The sequence below is a fragment of the Bradyrhizobium sp. DOA1 genome (assembly GCF_001593325.1).
Taxonomy (GTDB): domain Bacteria; phylum Pseudomonadota; class Alphaproteobacteria; order Rhizobiales; family Xanthobacteraceae; genus Bradyrhizobium.
Window position 1 is genome coordinate 2,267,950 of record NZ_JXJM01000001.1, and the last position, 19,747, is coordinate 2,287,696.

Here is a 19,747-nt window from a genome sequence, read left to right on the forward strand (position 1 = left end):
AGAGCACGACATAAGCCGTAAAACCACTGCGCAGGGAAGGCCGGTTGCTTGGCTTCACCTGTATGCCGCTGTGCAATCTTGTAAAGCACACGCTTTCGCACAGTGGACCGTGGGTGCCCGGCCGGCACCCGGTCTTCCCAGCGCCCTTTTCAATCGAGGGTGAGGCATCGACGCAAAGCTCGGGCGAGATCAGCCGCGAGGCTGCGAAGGTATGTCTACAATCAAAGATGCGAACGATGAAGCGACCATGTCGCCCCATTCGCTCCGCTCGCAATGACGGCGGAGGTTTCCGTGCGCCAAACTCCACTCTCGTGCCCCGGACGCAGCGCAGCGTCTCTTCGACGGTGCGCTGCAGAGCCGGGGCCCATGCACCAGCCAGTCCTGCGGCGTCCTGGGTCCCGGCTCTGCGCAGCAACGCTTGCGCGTTGCAGCGCGCCCGGGACACGAGAAGTGATCGTCGCGATACACCGCGTCATCGCGCTCTGCGTGGCAGTTTGCACAACCGTCATAGTCTCTAACCCCCACTAACCAACGCCTGACTTAAAACTGTCATAATCACCGAACGGAACCCGCGTCTGCGTTGCTTTTACACGCCGTTAAGTGCCTCCGCATTGGATGCGCCGGGATAGTGCGTTGGGGACTGCCATGACTGCCGCGAAGAAAGTGTCGGGAAAACCGGCCGCCGAAATGTTCGATGACATCCCGGTGCTTCGGCGCAAATGGCGTGCCGCGTTGAAGCCCGGCGAACGGTTGCCGCGCTACGAGGACGTGATGCTCGGCAGCCTCGGTCGGCTCGCCGACCATATCGCGCTGCTCAGGGGTGAGGGCGCGCTCGAATTGTCGCGCAGCGGGCGTTACGTGCAGAAATGGCTCGGCGAGGAGCGCTGGGACAACTGTCGCCCGATTGCGCCACGGCGCTGACGGAAGCCGCTTCCATCGCGCTCGCAACGGGGCAGCCGCATCACGCGAGCGCGCATTGCGTGCGCGACGGCATGGTGAGGATCTACGATCTGCTGGCGCTGCCGACCGCCTCGCGCTGGGGCGCCACGCTGGTCGGCGCCTACGTCAACGAGCGCGGCACGCAATATAATCTGCTCGACGCGATATTCTCGGCGACGGACGACGCGGTCATCTCGCTGGCAACGCTGCGCGATGCCGCGGGCAGGCCGTTCGATCTCCAGATCGTGCACCACAATAGGAGCGCAGGCGCGCTGCTGAAGGCCGCGGCCGGAAGCCTGTTGTGGCGGCGGGTCCGTGAAGGCGATACGCTATTGGCTGCGCCCGAGGTGATGGAATTTCTGCTCGAGGCCGTCTCGGGCGGCCGCGGCGAACAGCTCGAGATCGAGAACGAGGGCCGCTACCTCAGGCTCAGCGCCATCGCCTTCGCCGACGTGGTCTCGCTGACGATCTCCGACGTCACCGCCTTGAAGCGGCGCGACGCCTCGTTCCGCCTGCTGTTCGACAACAACCCGATGCCGATGTGGGTGTTCGATGCCGAGACCAAGCATTTCCTCAGCGTCAACGACGCCGCGGTCCAGCATTACGGTTACAGCCGCGCCACCTTCCTGCGCATGAGGCTGCACGAGATCTGGCCCGAGGACGAGTGGGAGAGCCACGCCGAGGCGCTCGAGCGCGTTGGCGATTCCTATCATTCCTCGCGCAACTGGCGGCATTTGCGCGCCGACGGCAACGAGATCGAGGTGCTCACCTTCGGCCGCCGCGTCGCTTTCGGCGATCGCGACGGCTATCTGGTCGCGGTGGTCGACATCACCGAGCGGCGCAAGGCCGAGGCGCGGATCGCCCATATGGCCCATCATGACGGGCTCACCGACCTGCCGAACCGCGAACAATTCCAGGAGCGGTTGAAGCAGGCGCTGGACCAGGCCGGAGGAAAACGGGTCGGCGTGCTCTATATCGATCTCGACCTGTTCAAGAACATCAACGATTCCTTCGGCCATCCGGCGGGCGATCGCCTGCTCAAGCAGGTTGCCGAACGCCTCACCACCGCGGTCCGCGGTGCCAATCTCGCGGCCCGGCTCGGCGGCGACGAGTTTGCCGTCATCCTCGCGGCTGACGTCTCGCCGAACGAAGCCAGCGCTTGCGCGACCCTGCTGATCGACATGCTGAAGGCGCCCTACGACATCGACGGCCAGGAGATGGTGATCGGCGCCAGCATCGGCATCGCGCTGTCGCCGGGCGACGGCACGACGTCCGAGGAGCTGATGCGCAATGCCGACATGGCGCTGTACCGGGCCAAGTCCGACGGCGGCGGCATGCACCATTTCTTCGAGCGCGAGATGGACCTCCAGGCACAGAAGCGCCGCGACATGGAGCTCGATCTGCGCCGCGCCTTTGCCAATGGCGAGTTCGAGCTGCACTACCAGCCGCTGGTGTCGATTGCCTCGGATCGCATCTCCGGCTTCGAGTCGCTGCTGCGCTGGCGTCATCCGGAGAAGGGCATGATCTCGCCCGCCGAGTTCATTCCGGTCGCCGAGGACATCGGTCTGATCACCCAGCTCGGCGAATGGGTGCTGCGCGAGGCCTGCGCTGAGGCCGTCAAATGGCCGGCCGACGTCAAGGTCGCGGTCAATCTGTCGCCGGCGCAGTTCCGCAGCCGCAATCTGGTTCAAATCGTGATTTCGGCCCTGGCGCAGTCCGGCCTGTCGCCGCGGCGGCTCGAACTCGAGATCACCGAATCGATCTTCCTGGCGGAGACCGAGGCCAACCTCGCCATCCTGCATCAGCTGCGCGAGCTCGGCGTCGGCATTTCCATGGACGATTTCGGCACCGGCTATTCGAGTCTGAGCTATCTGCGCAGCTTCCCCTTCGACAAGATCAAGATCGACCGGTCCTTCGTCAAGGATCTGGCGCAGCGGCCCGATTGCAGCGCGATCGTGCGGGCGATCTCCGGTCTCGGCCGCAGCCTCAACATCACCACGACGGCGGAAGGCGTCGAGACCGAGGATCAGCTCGACTGGCTGCGCGCCGAAGGCTGCAACGAGGTGCAGGGCTTCCTGTTCAGCGCGGCGCGGCCCGCCGCCGAGATCGCAAAGCTGCTCGTCGATTTCGGCCAGCGCGCCTCACGGGCGGCGTAACGCTTCCGGGTAGCAGTCGTAGACCAGCGCCTTGAACGCGGGTGTGATGCGGCTGCGCTCGTTCTGGGTTTGCTGCATCATGAGGTAGACCATGTCGAGCTTGGGATCGACGCCGAAATAGGTGCCGCTGCCGCTGTCCCATTTCAGCTCGCCGAGCGAGCCCGGCGGCGGCGGTTTGGCGTTGCCGGGATCGGTTCGCACCGCAAGGCCGTAGCCATAGCCGAAGCCGTCACCCGGGAAATAGAAATAGTCGCGTCCGACGCCGGAGTCGGGGCCGATGTGATCGGTGGTCATGGCCTTGAATGCGGCAGGGCTCAGATAGCGCTTGCCCTCGAACTCGCCGCCGTTGAGCAGCATCTGCGAGAAGCGCTGATAATCGGTGATGGTCGAGAGCAGCCCGCCGCCACCGGACTGCCATTCGGGATGGCTGAGGCGCTCGCGTTCGGCAGCGAGCAGGATGAAGTCGCTCGGCAACGGCCGCGCCATCCGCGCCAGCTCGTCCTCCGTCGGCAGTGCGAATTTGGTGCTGCTCATGCCGAGCGGATCGAAGATGCGCTGTTTCAGGAACGCGTAGAGCGTCTGGCCCGAGATGATCTCGATGACGGCGCCGAGCACGTCGGTGGAATGGCCGTAGCGCCAGAGCGTTCCCGGCTGCCGCGCCAGCGGCAGCTTGGCGATGCGGTCGGCGAACTCCCTGTTGTTGAAGGGGCCCTCGAAAATGTTGGCGGCCTTATAGGCCTGCTCGACCCATTTGCCGCCGATATAGTCGTAGCTGATGCCCGAGGTGTGCCGCAGCAGATCCTCGATGTTGACGGGACGGACCGGCGGGACGAGGTCGAGCTCCAGCTTGCCGTCCGGCTTGGTGATCTCGAGGCCCACCTTGGTGTCGGCGAAGAGGGGGACGTATTTCGACACGGGGTCGGTCAGCGCGAGCTTGCCTTCGTCGATCAGCATCATCGCACCGAGGCACGTGATCGGCTTGGTCATCGAATGAATGGCGAAGATCGTGTCCGGCGTCATGGCAAGGTCGGTCGTGACGTCGCGTACGCCGAAGGTCTTGAGGTAGACCGGCTTGCCGTGCTGCTGGACCAAGATCACGGCGCCCGGCAGCCGGCCGCTTCCGACCTCGTTGTTGAAATAGGCGGTGATGCGATCGAGACCGTCGGGCGACGGGGCGGGGATGTTGGCGGCGGCGCGGCTTCGTCCCATCGAGCCGGCCAGCAGCGCGGCCCCGACCAGAAATTCACGGCGTCTCATCCGGGCTTCCTCCCTGGTCGGGAACAAAGCCGCAAGACGTCGGAGGCGTCAACAAGACTTCGATTAAAAGCGCGTCACGATTTCCGAAAGGAACGGTCGCGGACGGTCTTCGCTCGGCTTGGTCGGCGTGCCCACATGGATGAAGCCGGCGAGCTTTTCGTCCGGTTTGAGGCCGAGGCCATCGAGGACGTCGCGGTCGAAGGAGAACCAGCCGGTCAGCCAGCACGCGCCGTAGCCGAGGGCGGTTGCGGCCGTGACGATGTTCATGGCGCTGGCCCCCGCCGACAATTCCTGCTCGAAGGCCGGGACCTTCGGATGCGGCTTGGTGAAGCTGACGATGCCGATCACCAGCGGTGCGTCCATGAGGCGCTTGCGTTCGACCTCGACGTCGGCGGCAGGGGCGCCGGGATTCTTCCGGGCGAAGACCTTCGCGATCACCTCGCCGGCACGCTGGCGCGCGTCGCCCTCGAAAATGATGAAGCGCCAGGGCGCCAGCTTGCCATGATCGGGCACGCGCGCGCCGATGGTGAGGATCGTCTCGAGCTCGGCTGCGGAGGGGCCGGGCCCGGTCATCTCGCGCGGCTTGACCGAGCGGCGGGTCTTCAAGAGTTCGATGGCATCTCGCACTGCGTTATCCTCTTCAGCTGGTCGGCGGACGTGCAGACCCGAGATAGGCATGCACGCCCGCAACCGGAAGCGAGTTTAGACAGATTTCAGGGATCAGACGGCGCCGCGCGCCCGCCGGACGTCCGGCGGGGTCGCCTCGTCGAGCAGGGCGGTGATCGCCTCTACCGTCGTCATCACCTTCTGGCCGTCGCTGCCGAGGCGGCGGACCGAGACCGATTGCGTCTCAGCTTCCTTCTTGCCGACCACCAGCAGCGCCGGGATCTTGGCCAGCGAGTGCTCGCGGACCTTGTAGTTGATCTTCTCGTTGCGCAGGTCGATCTCGACCCGAAGGCCTGCGCGGCGCGCCTGCTCGACGACCTGCTTGGCGTAGTCGTCGGCCTCGGAGGTGATGGTGGTGACCACCACCTGCACCGGCGACAGCCAGAGCGGGAAGTTGCCGGCATAGTGCTCGATGAGGATGCCGATATAACGCTCCATCGAGCCGCAGATCGCGCGATGCACCATCACCGGCGGCTTCTTGCCACCGTCATGGTCGATGTAGAAGGCCCCGAACCGCTCCGGCAGGTTGAAGTCGACCTGCGTGGTGCCGCACTGCCAGTCGCGGCCGATGGCGTCGCGCAGCACATATTCGAACTTCGGCCCGTAGAAGGCGCCTTCGCCCGGATTGATCTCGGTCTTGATGTGGTTGTTCTGCGACTGGATCTCGCGCAGCACCGTCGCCATTACCCGCTCGGCGTGGTCCCACATCGCATCGGTGCCGACGCGCTTTTCCGGCCGGGTCGACAGCTTCACGGTGAGATCCCCGGTGAAGCCGAAGTCCGCATAGGTGGACAGGATCAGATCGTTGATCTTCAGGCATTCATCGGCGAGCTGGTCCTCGGTGCAGAAGACGTGCGCATCGTCCTGGGTGAAGCCGCGCACGCGCATCAACCCGTGCATGGCGCCGGAGGGCTCGTAGCGGTGCACCACTCCGAATTCGGCAAGGCGCAGCGGCAGGTCGCGATAGCTCTTCAGGCCGTGCTTGAAGATCTGCACATGACCGGGGCAGTTCATGGGCTTGAGCGCGAACCAGCGCTTGTCCTCGGCCTCGTCGCCGGCCGACTGCGCCGCGAACATGTTCTCGCGATACCAGCCCCAATGGCCCGAGGTCTCCCACAGCACCTTGTCCAGGATCTGGGGCGCGTTGACCTCGCTGTAGTCGCCGGTCAGACGCCGCCGCATATAGGCGATCAGCTGTTGGAAGATGGTCCAGCCCTTCGGGTGCCAGAACACGACGCCCGGACCTTCCTCCTGGAAATGGAAGAGGTCGAGCTCGCGCCCGAGCTTGCGATGGTCGCGCTTTTCGGCTTCCTCGATCTGCTTGAGGTAAGCGTCGAGGTCCTCCTGCTTGGCGAAGGCGGTGCCGTAGATGCGGGTCAGCATCGGATTGTTGCTGTCGCCGCGCCAATAGGCGCCGGCCACCTTCATCAGCTTGAAGGCGTTGCCGACCTTGCCGGTCGAGGTCATGTGCGGGCCGCGGCAGAGGTCGAACCAGTCGCCTTGGTAGTAGATCTTGATCGGCTCGTTGCCGGGAATGGCATCGACCAGCTCGACCTTGAAGGCCTCGCCCTTGTCGCGGAACACCTGCTTGGTCTTTTCGCGATCCCAGACTTCCTTGGTGAAGGGTTTGTCGCGCGCGATGATCTCGCGCATCTTCTTCTCGATCGCGGCAAAATCTTCCGGGGTGAACGGCTCGTTGCGGAAGAAGTCGTAATAGAAGCCGTTCTCGATCACCGGGCCGATGGTGACCTGGGTGCCGGGCCAGAGCGATTGCACGGCTTCGGCCAGCACGTGGGCGCAGTCGTGGCGGATCAATTCGAGCGCGCGGGGATCGTCGCGGTTGATCAGCTCGATCTTGGCATCGGCTTCGATGGGATCGTCGAGGTCGGCGATGACGCCGTCGAGCGCCATCGCGACCGTGCGCTTGGCCAGCGACGGCGAGATGCCCTTGGCGATCTCGAGGCCGGTGATGCTCTTGTCGTATTCGCGCCGGGCGCCGTCCGGGAAGGTGAGGGTGACTTTGGCGGCGGGGGTCACGGGCTTCAGATTGCTGAGGGAGTACTGGAAGCCGGATTCGGATTTGGGCTGATCGGTCATTGCTTTACTCCTGAGGCTCACTCCTGCGAACGAGCGCAGGTAAGCGGGAACGAGCGATATATCAGGCGATTCGGCCTGCGCAATCGGGCATTTCCAAGAAAATCCGCGCGCAATGCCGCCGCGCGCGCCAACTATTTCGCGAGGGGCCTTTCATTGGCTGAGCGCCCGCTTACATGCATTTGCATGGAAAAGCCCCGCGCTCCTCGGTTCGCGCCCACCGCCCTGATGCTCGGCAACATCGTCACCGGCTGCTCGGTGCTGGCGCCGGCGGGCATGCTGCCGGAATTGGCGAGCGGGCTCGACGTCAGCATCCATGCGGCCGGGCTGCTCATCACCTTCGGTGCGATCACGTTGTGCATCGGCTCGCCGCTGACGGCCTGGCTGACCAGCCGCATCGAACGGCGGACGCTGCTCACGACCACGTTGGCGGTGCTTGCCATCGGCAATCTCGCCTCGGCCTTCGCGCCCGACTATGCGAGCCTGCTCGCGATCCGTCTGGTGATGCTCGCGATCGGTGCGCTCTATACGCCGCAGGCCGCGGGCACGGCGGCGCTGATCGTGCCGGTGGAGCGGCGCGGCAGCACCATCGCCTACATCTTCCTCGGCTGGTCGCTCGCTGCGGCCGTCGGCCTGCCGCTGATCACTTTCATCGCCAGCCGCTATGGCTGGCGCGCCGCCTATGGCGGGATCGGAGCACTCGGCTGCATCAGCTTCCTGCTCTTGATGCTGCGTCTTCCGGTGGACCTGAAGGGCACGCCGGTGGACATCAAGACCTGGGCCGCGGTCGGCCGCAGCAAGACGATCCTGCTCCTGCTTGCGATCACCATGCTGCAAATGTCCGGACAGTTCGTGGTGTTCACCTATATGGGTCCGCTGCTCAACAAGCTGACCGGCGCCGGTCCCGATGCCATCGGCATGGTGTTCGCGCTCTACGGCATCTGCGGCTTCCTCGGCGTCGCCGTCGCGACCCGCATCGTCGACACCTCGGGCCCTTACCGCACCTCGCTGCTGTTCACCTCTCTGCTGCTTGCGGGCATCACGGGCTGGGCGCTCGGCGCCGGCACGTTGGTGTTGATGGCGGGCGCGGTCGCGGTCTGGGGCCTCGGCTTTGCCTCGACCAATTCGATGCAGCAGGTGCGGTTGGTCGCGGCCGCGCCGTCGCTGGCGTCGGCGACCGTCGCCCTCAACACGTCCGTCCTCTATATCGGTCAGGCGGTCGGCTCGGCCATCGGCGGGCTGCTGTTCGCCCGCGAGCTCCTGCACACGCTCGGCTTCGTCGCGGTCGGTTTCGTCGTGACGGCGCTGATCCTGGTGGTCCTGACCCGGCCCCGGCCGGCTGCTGCCGCGCTGGCCTGAATCCCGCGCTTTCCCGTGCGCAAGGTGCTTGGCAAACCGCGCGTGAGGGCGCTAGAAGGCCGGTGATGGGGACCAAAGAGAGTGGACTGAAATGAGGATGATTCTGGCGGTTGCCGCGGTGCTCTATTCAGCCTCCGCGTTCGCGCAAGCCGATAAGCCACCGATGGTGGGGGACAAGCCGCTGGTGCAGGTCAAGCCGAAAGGGACCAAAGAGGCTGCCGCCGCCCCGAAGGGCAAGCCGCAGTCGATCGCGGTGCGGCTCCAGGCCTGCCTCGAGATCGATGACGGCACCAAGGACCGTCTCAACTGCTACGACGCCGTGATTCCGCCGGCCCCGAAGCCGAAGCCGGCGAAGGCCAAGGGCTACGCCGATTGCCGTTTCTTCAAGGAAGAGGACGAGCGACTGGCCTGCTTCAACGGCTTTGCCGAGAGCATTCCGAAGCTGCCGAAGACCTGAGGTCGAGCAGGCTCGTGCTCGGCCGATACGGCCGAGCGATCGCGGCCGAAAGCATGACGCGGAAAGCTGCGTAGCGGTTTTCCGAAGAGATCATGCTCAAACGACAGGCCACAGCGCGATGACGATTCATCCAAGACTCATCGCGCTTAGCGGCTCGATGCGGATGGATTGGTGGAGGCGACGCGCGTCAGCGCGAGCGAAGGCGTCGCCGACATCTTCACCAGCACGTCCTTCAGCGGATCCCGCGTCCAGGCCCGCGTGACGTAGTCGCGATGGGTGATGCCTTCGCCGGTCTCCACGAACACGACGCTGCCGGGGCGCAACGGCCCGTCCATGTCCTCGGAGACGCTGATGCCCTTCTGCCGCAGCATGCTCATCAACTCGCGGTCGCGCCGCGCAGTGTAGCGCGTGTAGGCGCTGACGAAGAAGCCGGAGCGATGGCTTTCGATCCAGGAGGCGAACTTGTCCATTTCGCCGTAGACCGCGTCGAGCAACACGACGCCGCGGACTCGATCGCTGATGCCGCCGACCTCCAGGCTCCAGGCCGTCGGCAGGAAGCCACCGCTATAGCCGACGATCACGATCGGCATGGTGGCGAAGGCGCGCGCGCTGTTGGGATCGCCGGTGAGCCGGGCCAGATGGGCGGCCGACTCCTCCATGAAGCGCTTGAAGCCGCCCGCCTGCCAGAATTTTCCTGCGCTGGAATCGGCGGCGTCGACCGCCATCTGCGGCGCCAGCAGGATCGCATTGGCACCGGAATCGGTGATCTGTTTCGGCACCATCTGCCGGTCGCGCACGTCACGCTCCAGCGTCGCGCCATTGCCGTGGAAGAACACCACGATCACGCCGGGCTTGCGCACGTCGAAATGCTCGGGGATGTGCACCAGCACGCGGCTGTCATTGTAGGTTTCGTCCTGCCAGTAAACGCGCCCCGAATAGCTGCGGTGACCGCGGCGGTCGCCCTTGGAGATGTTGAGGAAGGGCGCGTCGGAGGCGGGGGTGTTGCCGAAATAGGGGAAGGCCGACGATTTCATGCTGACGAGCGTCGTCAGGTCCTCGCGCGGTGGACGCTTGTAGGGGAGCTGCGGTTCGAGCGAAGCCACCTTGTAGGGCGCCTGCTCGGGCTGCGGCTGCACGGCACGCTTGGGCGAGAAGTCCGACATCTGCCGCTGCAGAAAGCTCTCGCTCGTCGAGGGGAAACGCTCCCTAAACTGCGGGGCAGGGAAGCGATCCTCGAACGTGTCGGCGCTTGCCACCCGCGTATTCGTTTTGGCGACCACCTGGACATTGGCCTGCGAGTTCGCCGCGAGCGCCGCCGGATCGGGCGCCTTGCCGCATTGAGCCAGCGTCAGAGACAGCGGCACCAAGGCTGGGATCAGGCTGGCCCGGAGCAAACGACCACGCGCGCCGGACGTGGTCCGGCCGGCACGCGTGTCAGCTCTCGATTTCGGAACGGCCCCGACCATCCACCCATGACCCCGAAGTCACATCAAGTCACGTCCATCGGCATTTCTAGACAATTGAGCCGACTGGCGTTTAGGCGACGTTAAGCGTCCGGAGAAACCTCCCCACATCCGGAACGCTTAGGGGACCATGCAATCGTGTCGTGATTGTGGGGAAGGAGACGTCATTGTCCGGCGGCGGTGCAGGCTTCTTGCCCATAAAGGTGCCAAGATACCCGGCTGACTTGCCTCATTTAACCCTTGTTAACCCTGCTTGAATTGACTGGAGCAATCTGCACGATGGCTCCCACGAGGGGTGAGGCCTGAGGTTTGAGGACCCCGATGACGGCATCAGATGCGGGTACCGCGCCCTGGACCGGCCGGCTGACCGGAAGCGGGTCGGGGGTCTCCGTTCCCGTCGCAACCGCCATCGTCGTTGCCGACATGATTGGGGTCGGCGTCTTCACCAGCCTCGGTTTTCAGGTCAAGGACATTCCGTCCGGTTTCTCGATCCTGCTGCTCTGGACGGTCGGCGGCATTGTCGCCCTGTGCGGGGTGTTCTCCTACAGCGAATTGGGTGCGATGTTTCCGCGCTCGAGCGGCGAGTACAATTTCCTCGGCCGCGCCTATCATCCCGCTTTCGGCTTCCTCGCCGGCTGGGTGTCGGCGACGGTGGGGTTTGCGGCGCCGGTCGCGCTCGCGGCGATGGCGTTCGGCGAATACGCCAAATCGGTCGCGCCCGATCTGCCAGCGATCCCGCTCGCCATCGGGGTGGTGTGGCTGGTCTCGCTCGTGCAGCTGACCGGCGTCAGGCATTCCGCCACGTTCCAGCTGATCTCTACGATTCTGAAGGTGGTGCTGATCGTCGCCGTCCTGGTGGCCGGCTTCGTCATCGGCGTGCCGCAGCAGATCGCCTTTACGCCGCAGCCGGGCGATCTCGTCCACATCGTCAGCGCCCCCTTCGCGATCGGGCTCGTGTTCGTGATGTATTCGTTCTCGGGATGGAATGCCGCGACCTACATCATCGGCGAGATGAAGACGCCGCAGCGCAGCCTGCCGCGCGCGTTGCTCCTGGGCACGCTGATCGTGCTCGTTCTCTACGTCGCGCTGAACGCGGTGTTCCTTTATTCGACACCGGTTAGCGCGCTCGCCGGCCAGCTCGACGTCGCCAGCGTCGCCGGCAGCGCCATCTTCGGCGATCTGGGCGGCCGGATCGTCGGCGCCATGATCTGTGTCGGCCTGATCTCCTCGATCAGCGCGATGATGTGGATCGGCCCGCGCGTGATGATGACGATGGGGGAGGACATTCCGGCGCTCCGCGTATTCTCGAAGCGATCGATGAGTGGCGCGCCGGCCTATGCCATCCTGTTTCAGCTCGCCATCGCCAACCTGCTGCTGTTCACGCGCAGCTTCGAGGCGGTCCTCGACTTCATCCAGTTCGCGCTGCTGTTCTGCTCGTTCTTCACCGTCGCCGGGGTCATCAAGCTTCGCATCACGGATCCCGATCTTCCCAGGCCCTATCGCGCCTGGGGATACCCGTTCACGCCACTCGTTTTCCTGCTCGTGACCGCGTTCATGATGTACTACCTCTTGACCGAGCGACCGTTGCAGTCGCTGTCGGGGATGCTCGTCATGCTCTCGGGCCTGTTGATTTATGCTGTTTTCCGCAGGCGGCCGGTCGCCGTTGCCGCTTCACCACATCGCGAATAGAAATGGTCCGAGCCTTCAGAATTGCGACCGTCGCTCTTGCCCTGCTGGCAGCGGTCGTCTCGTCCACGCATGCGGCGGAGGTCACCTTCGACGACACCGCGCGCTTCCTTGCGGGCATGCAGCCTTCGGCGGACTCGCCGCTGCTGCCGCTCACCAGGGACCCCGCCTGGCAGCGGCACGCAAAATTCTTCGACGGCGCGTTCGCCCAGCTCGAGCAGCGGCAACTCTCGAAGATCCGCAGTTGGGCCGACGTCAATCTGGCCGCGCCCCGGCCGACCATGTTCTACTTGTTCAGCGGTCCGGATTTCCTCTACGCCAACACCTTCTATCCCAAGGCCAGCACCTATGTGCTCGGCGCGCTCGAGCCAGTGGGGGCCGTGCCCGACCTGACGCGGCTGCCACGCGGTTCGGTCGGCGCCGCGCTCTACAATGTCGAGCGCTCGCTCGGCTCGATCCTGAGCTTCTCGTTCTTCATCACCAAGCAGATGAAGGTCGACTTGAGCGCCAACCAGGTCAACGGCACGTTGCCGATTCTCTATGTCTTCCTCGCCCGTTCCGGCAAGACCATCCGCAACGTCGAGACGGTCGCGCTCGACGACAAGGGCGGGATGCATGTCGGCGGCGACAATCCGGGACGGAACGCGACGCGCGGCGTCCGTATCACCTTCGCCAGCAGCGAAGGGGAAGCGCGCACGCTGTACTATTTCTCGACCGACCTTTCCAATTCCGGGGCACGCGCGACCGGTTTCCTGAAATTCTGCGAGACGCTTGGCCCCGGCAACAGCCTGATCAAGAGCGCGTCCTATCTCCTGCATTCCGGCAATTTCACCGTCGCGCGCGACTGGCTGCTCGCCAACAGCGCCACCATCCTCCAGGACGATTCCGGCATTCCGCTCGCGAACTACAATGCGCGGCAATGGCGACTCTTCCCATTCGGTCGCTATCTCGGTCCGATCGATGAATTCCCCGGCCGCCACCAGGAGCGCTACGCCGAGCTGTTTAGGCGCGCCCAGCCGGTCGATTTCGGCGTCGGCTATCGCTGGCGCACGCACGAGTCGAACCTGCTGCTGTCGGTGAAGGTGCCGGGCAGCGAGGCTGCGCCGGCGGCGGAAGCCACCTCGTCCGCCGAGCCGCCGCCAAAGCCGCCGCGTCCGAAGCGGCTGCGCCCACCGGAGTCGATCCCGCCGCAGTCCGGACGGTCCTTCTGGTTTCGGTAGCTACCAGTGCACGCTCTGGCTCGGCACGATGAATGACGTCGTGCTCGGGGCTGTCGCAAGGCTCGTCGACAGGTACCAGCCGGAGCCGAGTATGAGGATCAGCAGGGCGATGATCGCGAGCAGATCGATGGTTCTGGGGTCGTGATGGCCCGCCCGACCGCGGCTGGGCCCAAGGCCGAAGGGAAAATGGGGGCTCATTTTCCAGCGCATTGTTGTTTCCTCCCTATGGGAGCAGCACATCAACGCGAGAGCAAATTTCCTGTTCCAGGAGAGGCAGCGATGCGCAAAGCACTGCAGCAGGCTCAGGATGAGTTGACCCCGCGCCAGCGGCCGTAGCGCCAGGGCAGATACCAGCGCGCGCCCTGCGGGGGTGTCAGCGGCACGTTGTCGATGCCGGATGTGCCGAAGGGATTGCAACGCAGCAGACGCGCCAGCGTCATCCATCCGCCGCCCCAGAGTCCGAACCGTTCGATCGCTTCGTCGCCGTAGACCGAGCAGGTCGGCAGGTGTCGGCAGTTGTAGCCGACGAGGGGCGACAGCGTGTGCCGATAGAGCCAGATCAGCGCACGACCGAATCTGCGCGGGAGCCGAAGTGCGCCCGCGACGGGAGTGGAACAGTGCTGGCAGACTGAATGCTTCATGTGCGCTTTGCTGCGATCGTAGGCGATGCATTGCTCGGTTCCGATGCAGGGAACAGCAAGCTGTTGTTTTCGCGCCATATTTTCCGTGCTTTTTGGGAGCACTGCAGCAAGTCCGTGTAGACGAGCTGTATTCCCCCGGATACCATTTTTATGACACTCGTGAAAACATACGACTGTATGATGGACTCATCGAGCGCGAAGCGGGGATAATCGCGCCAAATGGGCTTGGGGAAGGGATCAGTTTGAAACTTCTGACGTCGCTCAACCTTCGCGGCTGGTTGCTGGTGGGAACCGCCGTTTGTGGAGTCGCGCTGGCTGGTGCCGTCGCGACATTCGGGTCGTCGGCCCGGGCGGGTAGCGCTCTCGAAGAGCGCAAGCTGCCGATGAAGTTCAATTGGGTTGCCTGTGAGCCGAACTGCCGTGGCTGGGTCAGCGCGGTCGGCATCATCACCGCCGATACGCCGAAGGACTTCGAGGAGTTTTCCCGCGGACGCCAGCTCGGCGGTGCCACCGTGGTGCTCGATTCCAGCGGCGGTTCGGTCAATGATGCGATCACCCTCGGTCGGCGCTTCCGCAATCTCGGCCTCCTGACGACGGTCGGCATCAGCCTCCAGAACCGCGGCGGGCAAGGCGCCCGTCCGGCGGTCGCGCCCCAAGCCTATTGCGAATCCATGTGCGTGTTCCTGCTGCTGGCCGGCAAGAAGCGCTACGTGCCGGAAGCCGCTCACGTCCGGGTGCATCAGATCTGGATGGGCGATCGCGCCGACGATGCGAAGGCTGCGAGCTACAGCGCGCAGGACCTGATGATCGTGGAACGCGATATCGGCCGGCTCGCCAAATACACCTTCGACATGGGCGGCACCGGTGATCTCTTGTCGCTCGCGCTCAGCGTGCCGCCGTGGGAGGATCTGCACCGGCTCGACGCCGGCGAGCTCAAGCTCACCAACGTCGTGACGACGGATCTCGTGGCCGACGTCCTGCCGCACGTGGACATCTCAGCGCCGGCAGTGGCGGAGCTTGCACCGAAGACGCAGGCGAGGTTCGGCACGGAACCGGAGCAGGCGCAGCCTGCGAAATCGACCAAGACCGCGGAAGCCTTGGTGCCCACGGGCGGGGTGGCGGCCCCGGCTACACCAGCGCCGCAGAAGTAAGTTCTAAAATCTTGATCGTCGTTCCGGGGTGCGCAGCGCGAACCCGGAACCTCCCCCTGCAATCTCCGGATTCCGGGTTCGTCGCTTTGCAACACCCCGGAATGACGTGGGTGTTCAGCCCTGCGCTGCCGCCGGCTGCTTCGCCTTGGCTTCAATCTGACCGATGGCATCGACCACAGCGTCGAAGGTGAGCAGCGTCGAGGCATGCCGCGCCTTGTAGTCGCGGACCGGCTCGAGGAACTTGATCTCTTCCCATTTGCCTTCAGGAGGGGCGCCGTTCTCCTTCAGCATCTTGCGAACGGTTTCGCGTAACTCACGGAGTTCGCTCGCAGTCGAGCCGACCACGTGACTTGCCATGATGGATGAGGAGGCTTGTCCGAGTGCGCAGGCCTTCACGTCATGGGCGAAGTCGGTGACGGTGTCCCCGTTCATCTTGAGGTCGACCTTCACGGTCGAGCCGCACAGCTTGGAGTGGGCCGTGGCGGAGGCGTCGGGGGCCGACAGCCGTCCGAGGCGCGGAATATTCCCGGCCAGTTCGATGATCCGCTTGTTGTAGATGTCGTTCAGCATGTGATGGAGTCCAACACGTCCACGCCCGCTTCCGGGCCGGATCGGCCTTGGCGGGCGCCGTTCACGGTCCTATATAGGGACGGAACTGGCGGAAAAATAGTCCAGCGATGCGGCGGCAGTGATCCGGATGCTGCGCTGTCGACGTTGTGACTCAGGACCTTCCGCCGATCCTTGTTCTGTTCAGGCGTCCGGCGGCTTGCCGCCCCGTCTGCCGGTGACACTCCGGCCTTTGAGGCCGTCGAACGGAGTCGATATGGACGCTGCGATCCAATCCATCCGCCCCAACAAGCCCTCCGACCGGCAGCCCGAGAGCCGCCCGGCCGAGCTCGATCCCGCCGAATTCCTCGCGGCCGCCGTCCGCGCCGACCAGCCGCGCCCAGCCCGTGCCGAGGCGGAAGCGGCGGTGAAGACGCTGCTCGCCTATATCGGCGAGAACACCGAGCGCGAGGGCCTGCTCGATACGCCGCGCCGCGTGGTCGAGGCCTTCGACGAGCTCTATCAGGGCTATCACCAATGCCCGGCCGAGGTCCTGGACCGCACTTTCGGCGAGACCGCCGGCTATGATGATTTCGTCCTGGTGCGCGACATCGAGTTCACCTCGCAATGCGAGCATCACATGATGCCGTTCTACGGCAAGGCACATATCGCCTATACGCCGGTGGAGCGCGTCGTCGGCCTGTCCAAGCTCGCGCGGCTGACCGACATCTTCGCCCGCCGGCTCCAGACCCAGGAGCACCTGACGGCGCAGATCGCGGCTGCCATCGACGAGATCCTCAAGCCGCGCGGCGTTGCGGTGCTGATCGAGGCCGAGCATACCTGCATGTCGGTGCGCGGCGTCGCCAAGCATGGTGCCTCCACCTTCACCAGCCGCTTCACTGGCATGTTCCGCGACAATCCGGCGGAGCAGGCCCGTTTCCTGTCCCTGGTGCGAGGCCTCCAGCGCTGACCTCGCGCAGTTAGGCCCGCGAGGTCGCCTGTGTCCGCTCACTCCCATGAGATCGAGGAAGGGTTGTCCTTCCAGCCGCGCTTCGACGCCAGCGGCCTCGTGACCTGCGTCGCGACCGACGTCGCGACCGGCGACGTGCTCATGGTCGCCCACATGAACGAGGAGGCGCTGCGCAAGACGATTGCCACGGGCGAGGCCTGGTACTTCAGCCGCTCGCGCAATGCCTTGTGGCGAAAAGGTGAGACCTCAGGTCAGACCCAGCGCGTGGTCGAGATGCGCACCGATTGCGACCAGGACGCGGTCTGGATCCGCGTCGAGCAGATCGGCGCGGCCTGCCACACCGGGCGGCGGTCGTGCTTCTACCGCAAGGTCGAGGAAGCGGGCGGGGGAGCGAAGCTGGTCCTCGCCGATGCCGAGCGGCTGTTCGATCCCAGCGACGTCTATAAGAAATAGCTCTCCGTCATTCCGGGGCGCGCGCAGCGCGAGCTACGGTGCGCAATTGCGCACCTGAGAATCAATCGTGCGGCATCACGCGCGGTGGAATGGATTCCGGGCTCGCACCTACGGTGCGCCCCGGAATGACTCGGGGGAGGGGCCGAACACCCGTATTAACCCCGCATTAACCATACCTGTCCCACGGTAGACGACAGGGTGCCGAATTGCCGGCGCCGCTCAATGCCGCGCGGGGCGGGCACCTCATCATGTCGGTCGACAATTTCAGTGCGACGCGGACGGCGGGCCTCGATCCGACGCGCGCGCGCGTCGCCGGTGCCATCAAGCAGGCCTCGAACGTTTCCGGCGTCAGCTTCCAGTACATGCTGACCACGGCCAAGATGGAATCGGACTTCAATCCGACGGCCTCCGCCACCACCTCGTCCGCGCAGGGACTCTATCAGTTCATCGACCAGACCTGGCTCGGCACCGTGAAGGAGGCAGGTCCCCAACTCGGCTACGGCAACTACGCCGACGCCATCACCAGGACCTCGTCGGGCACCTACACCGTCGATGATCCCGTGAAGAAGCGCTCGATCATGAAGTTGCGCGATGATCCCGAGGCGGCATCGAGCATGGCCGCGGCGCTGACGCAGTCCAACAGCTTCAAGCTCACCGGCCTGCTCGGGCGCAGGCCGAGCGACAGCGAGCTCTACATGGCCCATTTCATGGGCGTTGGCGGCGCCGCGAAACTGATCGTCAATGCCGAGGACAATCCGCAGGCCGTCGGTGCGCGGCTGTTTCCCAACGCGGCCGCCGCCAACCGTTCGATCTTCTACGCCAGGGACGGTAGCGCCCGCAGCGTCTCGGAAGTCTATTCGGTACTGGATGCGCGCTACGCCAGCGCAGCAAACGCGAAATCGACGCGCAGCGCGATGGCGATGTATGGCGATACGCCCTCGACCACGCAGGTCGCGAGCGCCAGCGGCGTGCAGCCGACCGCGCCGGTGATCGACAACGCCGCCTATCTCCAGACCTTCCCGAATACGCGCGCGGCAACGCCCGTCAGCGCGACGGCGCCGACGAGCCTCGCCGACAATGCGCCGATCGCACCGGTATTTCGCTCGATCTACCAGCCCGGCGACGCCACCCAGCCGGTCTCGACCACCGTGCAGAAATTATGGGGCAACAACGCCTCACTGACATCAGTCGCCTCCGCGACGCCGGATGTCCGCCCGCCGCAACCGCTCGATCTCTTCAGCGATCGCAGCGGCACATTCTCGAGCTGATATTCTCAGCGAACAACCGCTCTCGTGGCCCGGACGCGCTGCATCGCGTACACACGTGGCGGGCTTTGTTCCCTTAACAAAACGTCAATGAAACCAGCCTGTTATGGTGAACGCTTTGTTAAGCGTCGTGGTTTATTTTGTGTTGCAGGTGACGAGCCGTCACCATTTTTCCGTTCGTTGTGTAAGCCGGAAGCAGCATGATTGTTCGGCAGTTCATCAATTGGATCAGGACGGCATCCGCCGGTGAGCGGGCCGAGGCGACGCGGGCATTGGCCCGGGCCTGGCTGATCTCAGACCTTTCTCACGACGATCGCCTTGCCGCCGAAGGCGCGCTTCTGATGCTGCTCGACGATCCCTCGCCCCTAGTGCGGCAGGCGATGGCCGAGGCGTTTGCGCGTAGCATGGATGCGCCGCCGGCGATCGTACGGGCGCTGTCGGCGGACCAGCCGACCGTCGCGCTCCCCGTGCTCGAACATTCTCCGCTCCTGATCGACGCCGATCTCGTCGACATCGTCGCGACCGGCAATGACGAGGTGCAATGCGCGGTCGCTCGTCGCATCGCGCTGCCCGTGTCGGTCTGCGCCGCCATCGCCGAGGTCGGCTGTGCGGCTGCGGCGCTGGAGCTCATCGAAAACCCCCACGCCGAGCTCGCCCCGTTCTCCTGGAATCGCATCGTCGAGCGTCACGGCCATCTCGCCGCGATCCGCGAGGCGATGCTGATGCTGGACGAGCTGCCGGCCGCAACGCGTGCGGCGCTGGTGGCCAAGCTGTCGGAGACGCTGGCCCAGTTCGTCGTCGCCCGCAACTGGCTGAGCGCCGACCGCGCCGAGCGTATCACGGTCGAGGCGCGCGACCGTTCAACCATGAACATCGCGGCGCGCTCGCGCGGCGAGGACATGCAGGGGCTGGTGCATCATCTGCGCGTCACCGGCCAGCTGACCGCTGGTCTCATTCTGCGCGCGTTGCTGTCGAGCAATCTCGACCTGTTCGATGCGGCGCTGGCCGAGCTCGCCGATGTGCCGCTGGCGCGCGTCTCGGCGCTGCTGCATGACCGCGGCGGCAATAGCCTGCACGCGTTGCTTCGCCGCGCCGGGTTGCCCGAGGCGACGTTCGCCGCATTCCAGGTTGCGCTGGATGCCTGCCACGAGCAGGGCTTCGTCGACAGCGACGATGGCGCGGCGCGGCTGCGCCGGCGCATGGTCGAGCGCGTGCTGACCCATTGCGAGACCGATCGCGGCGCCACCGAGCCGCTGATGGTCCTGCTCCGTCGCTTCGCCACCGAATCCGCGCGCGAAGAGGCGCGGCTGTTCTGCGACGAGCTGGTTGCCGATGATGCGATCGATCCGGTTTATGACGATCTGATCGCGGCGTGACGAGACGCCGTAGGGTGGGCAAAGGCGCGAAGCGCCGTGCCCACGATC

Annotated in this window: 16 protein-coding genes and 1 pseudogene; 10 read left to right on the forward strand and 7 right to left on the reverse strand. The window is 65.0% G+C overall.

What is annotated here, in order from left to right; genetic code table 11:
• Nucleotides 1-645: 645 nt before the first annotated feature.
• Nucleotides 646-3,095 (forward strand): annotated as a pseudogene (locus SE91_RS10635) (putative bifunctional diguanylate cyclase/phosphodiesterase).
• On the opposite strand, the gene SE91_RS10640 reads toward SE91_RS10635, so the two are convergent.
• The 3 genes from SE91_RS10640 to thrS form a co-directional block, all read right to left on the reverse strand.
• Nucleotides 3,081-4,352, reverse strand: coding sequence for a serine hydrolase domain-containing protein (locus SE91_RS10640; RefSeq protein ID WP_061847580.1), 1,272 nt, complete (start codon nt 4,350-4,352; stop codon nt 3,081-3,083). The pseudogene SE91_RS10635 and the gene SE91_RS10640 sit on opposite strands and share 15 nt — an antisense overlap.
• A 63-nt stretch (nt 4,353-4,415) precedes the next feature.
• A complete protein-coding gene (locus SE91_RS10645; RefSeq protein ID WP_060736421.1) occupies nt 4,416-4,979 on the reverse strand; it encodes a nitroreductase family protein in 564 nt (187 codons plus the stop codon).
• 93 nt (nt 4,980-5,072) lie between these two features.
• Nucleotides 5,073-7,115, reverse strand: a complete 2,043-nt coding sequence (gene thrS, locus SE91_RS10650) for a threonine--tRNA ligase (RefSeq protein ID WP_061847581.1) — start codon at nt 7,113-7,115, stop codon at nt 5,073-5,075.
• Nucleotides 7,116-7,298: 183 nt separating this feature from the next.
• On the opposite strand from thrS, the gene SE91_RS10655 reads away from it, so the two are divergent.
• Together SE91_RS10655 and SE91_RS10660 are read left to right on the forward strand one after the other, a co-directional pair.
• Complete coding sequence (locus SE91_RS10655) at nt 7,299-8,471, forward strand: MFS transporter (protein ID WP_061847582.1); 1,173 nt, start codon at nt 7,299-7,301, stop codon at nt 8,469-8,471.
• Nucleotides 8,472-8,562: 91 nt separating this feature from the next.
• Complete coding sequence (locus tag SE91_RS10660) at nt 8,563-8,928, forward strand: hypothetical protein (RefSeq protein ID WP_060736419.1); 366 nt, start codon at nt 8,563-8,565, stop codon at nt 8,926-8,928.
• A gap of 146 nt (nt 8,929-9,074) precedes the next feature.
• On the opposite strand, the gene SE91_RS10665 is transcribed toward SE91_RS10660, so the two are convergent.
• A complete protein-coding gene (locus SE91_RS10665; RefSeq protein ID WP_061847583.1) occupies nt 9,075-10,394 on the reverse strand; it encodes an alpha/beta hydrolase in 1,320 nt (439 codons plus the stop codon).
• A 318-nt stretch (nt 10,395-10,712) separates the two neighbouring features.
• Between SE91_RS10665 and SE91_RS10670 the strand changes: the two genes are divergently transcribed.
• Both SE91_RS10670 and SE91_RS10675 read left to right on the forward strand, forming a co-directional pair.
• Nucleotides 10,713-12,080, forward strand: coding sequence for an APC family permease (locus tag SE91_RS10670; protein WP_061847584.1), 1,368 nt, complete (start codon nt 10,713-10,715; stop codon nt 12,078-12,080).
• A gap of 2 nt (nt 12,081-12,082) precedes the next feature.
• Entirely contained in the window at nt 12,083-13,297 is a 1,215-nt protein-coding gene (locus tag SE91_RS10675) for a hypothetical protein (protein WP_061847585.1), read from the forward strand.
• Here the strand turns inward: SE91_RS10675 and SE91_RS10680 are convergent, their stop codons facing one another.
• Both SE91_RS10680 and yidD read right to left on the reverse strand, forming a co-directional pair.
• Nucleotides 13,298-13,507, reverse strand: coding sequence for a hypothetical protein (locus SE91_RS10680; RefSeq protein ID WP_061851081.1), 210 nt, complete (start codon nt 13,505-13,507; stop codon nt 13,298-13,300).
• Nucleotides 13,508-13,599: 92 nt separating this feature from the next.
• Nucleotides 13,600-13,938 carry a membrane protein insertion efficiency factor YidD gene (gene yidD, locus SE91_RS10685; RefSeq protein WP_061851082.1) on the reverse strand — a complete coding sequence of 113 codons (339 nt, stop codon included), beginning with the start codon at nt 13,936-13,938 and terminating at the stop codon, nt 13,600-13,602.
• Between the two features lie 242 nt (nt 13,939-14,180).
• Between yidD and SE91_RS10690 the strand changes: the two genes are divergently transcribed.
• On the forward strand, nt 14,181-15,089 hold the full coding sequence (locus tag SE91_RS10690; RefSeq protein ID WP_008549781.1) for a COG3904 family protein: 909 nt from the start codon (nt 14,181-14,183) through the stop codon (nt 15,087-15,089).
• Nucleotides 15,090-15,203: 114 nt separating this feature from the next.
• On the opposite strand, the gene SE91_RS10695 is transcribed toward SE91_RS10690, so the two are convergent.
• Nucleotides 15,204-15,659, reverse strand: coding sequence for an iron-sulfur cluster assembly scaffold protein (locus SE91_RS10695; RefSeq protein WP_061847586.1), 456 nt, complete (start codon nt 15,657-15,659; stop codon nt 15,204-15,206).
• Between the two features lie 253 nt (nt 15,660-15,912).
• Here SE91_RS10695 and folE point away from each other — a divergent pair, with 253 nt between their 5' ends.
• The 4 genes from folE (at nt 15,913) to SE91_RS10715 (ending at nt 19,699) form a co-directional block, all read left to right on the forward strand.
• Complete coding sequence (gene folE, locus SE91_RS10700; RefSeq protein ID WP_061847587.1) at nt 15,913-16,605, forward strand: GTP cyclohydrolase I FolE; 693 nt, start codon at nt 15,913-15,915, stop codon at nt 16,603-16,605.
• A 30-nt stretch (nt 16,606-16,635) separates the two neighbouring features.
• Nucleotides 16,636-17,058 (forward strand): phosphoribosyl-AMP cyclohydrolase, encoded by a 423-nt coding sequence (gene hisI, locus SE91_RS10705; protein WP_061847588.1) that lies wholly within the window; start codon nt 16,636-16,638, stop codon nt 17,056-17,058.
• A 248-nt stretch (nt 17,059-17,306) separates the two neighbouring features.
• Nucleotides 17,307-18,326 carry a transglycosylase SLT domain-containing protein gene (locus SE91_RS10710; protein WP_245318424.1) on the forward strand — a complete coding sequence of 340 codons (1,020 nt, stop codon included), beginning with the start codon at nt 17,307-17,309 and terminating at the stop codon, nt 18,324-18,326.
• Between the two features lie 197 nt (nt 18,327-18,523).
• A complete protein-coding gene (locus SE91_RS10715; protein ID WP_060736413.1) occupies nt 18,524-19,699 on the forward strand; it encodes a DUF2336 domain-containing protein in 1,176 nt (391 codons plus the stop codon).
• Nucleotides 19,700-19,747 lie beyond the last annotated feature (48 nt).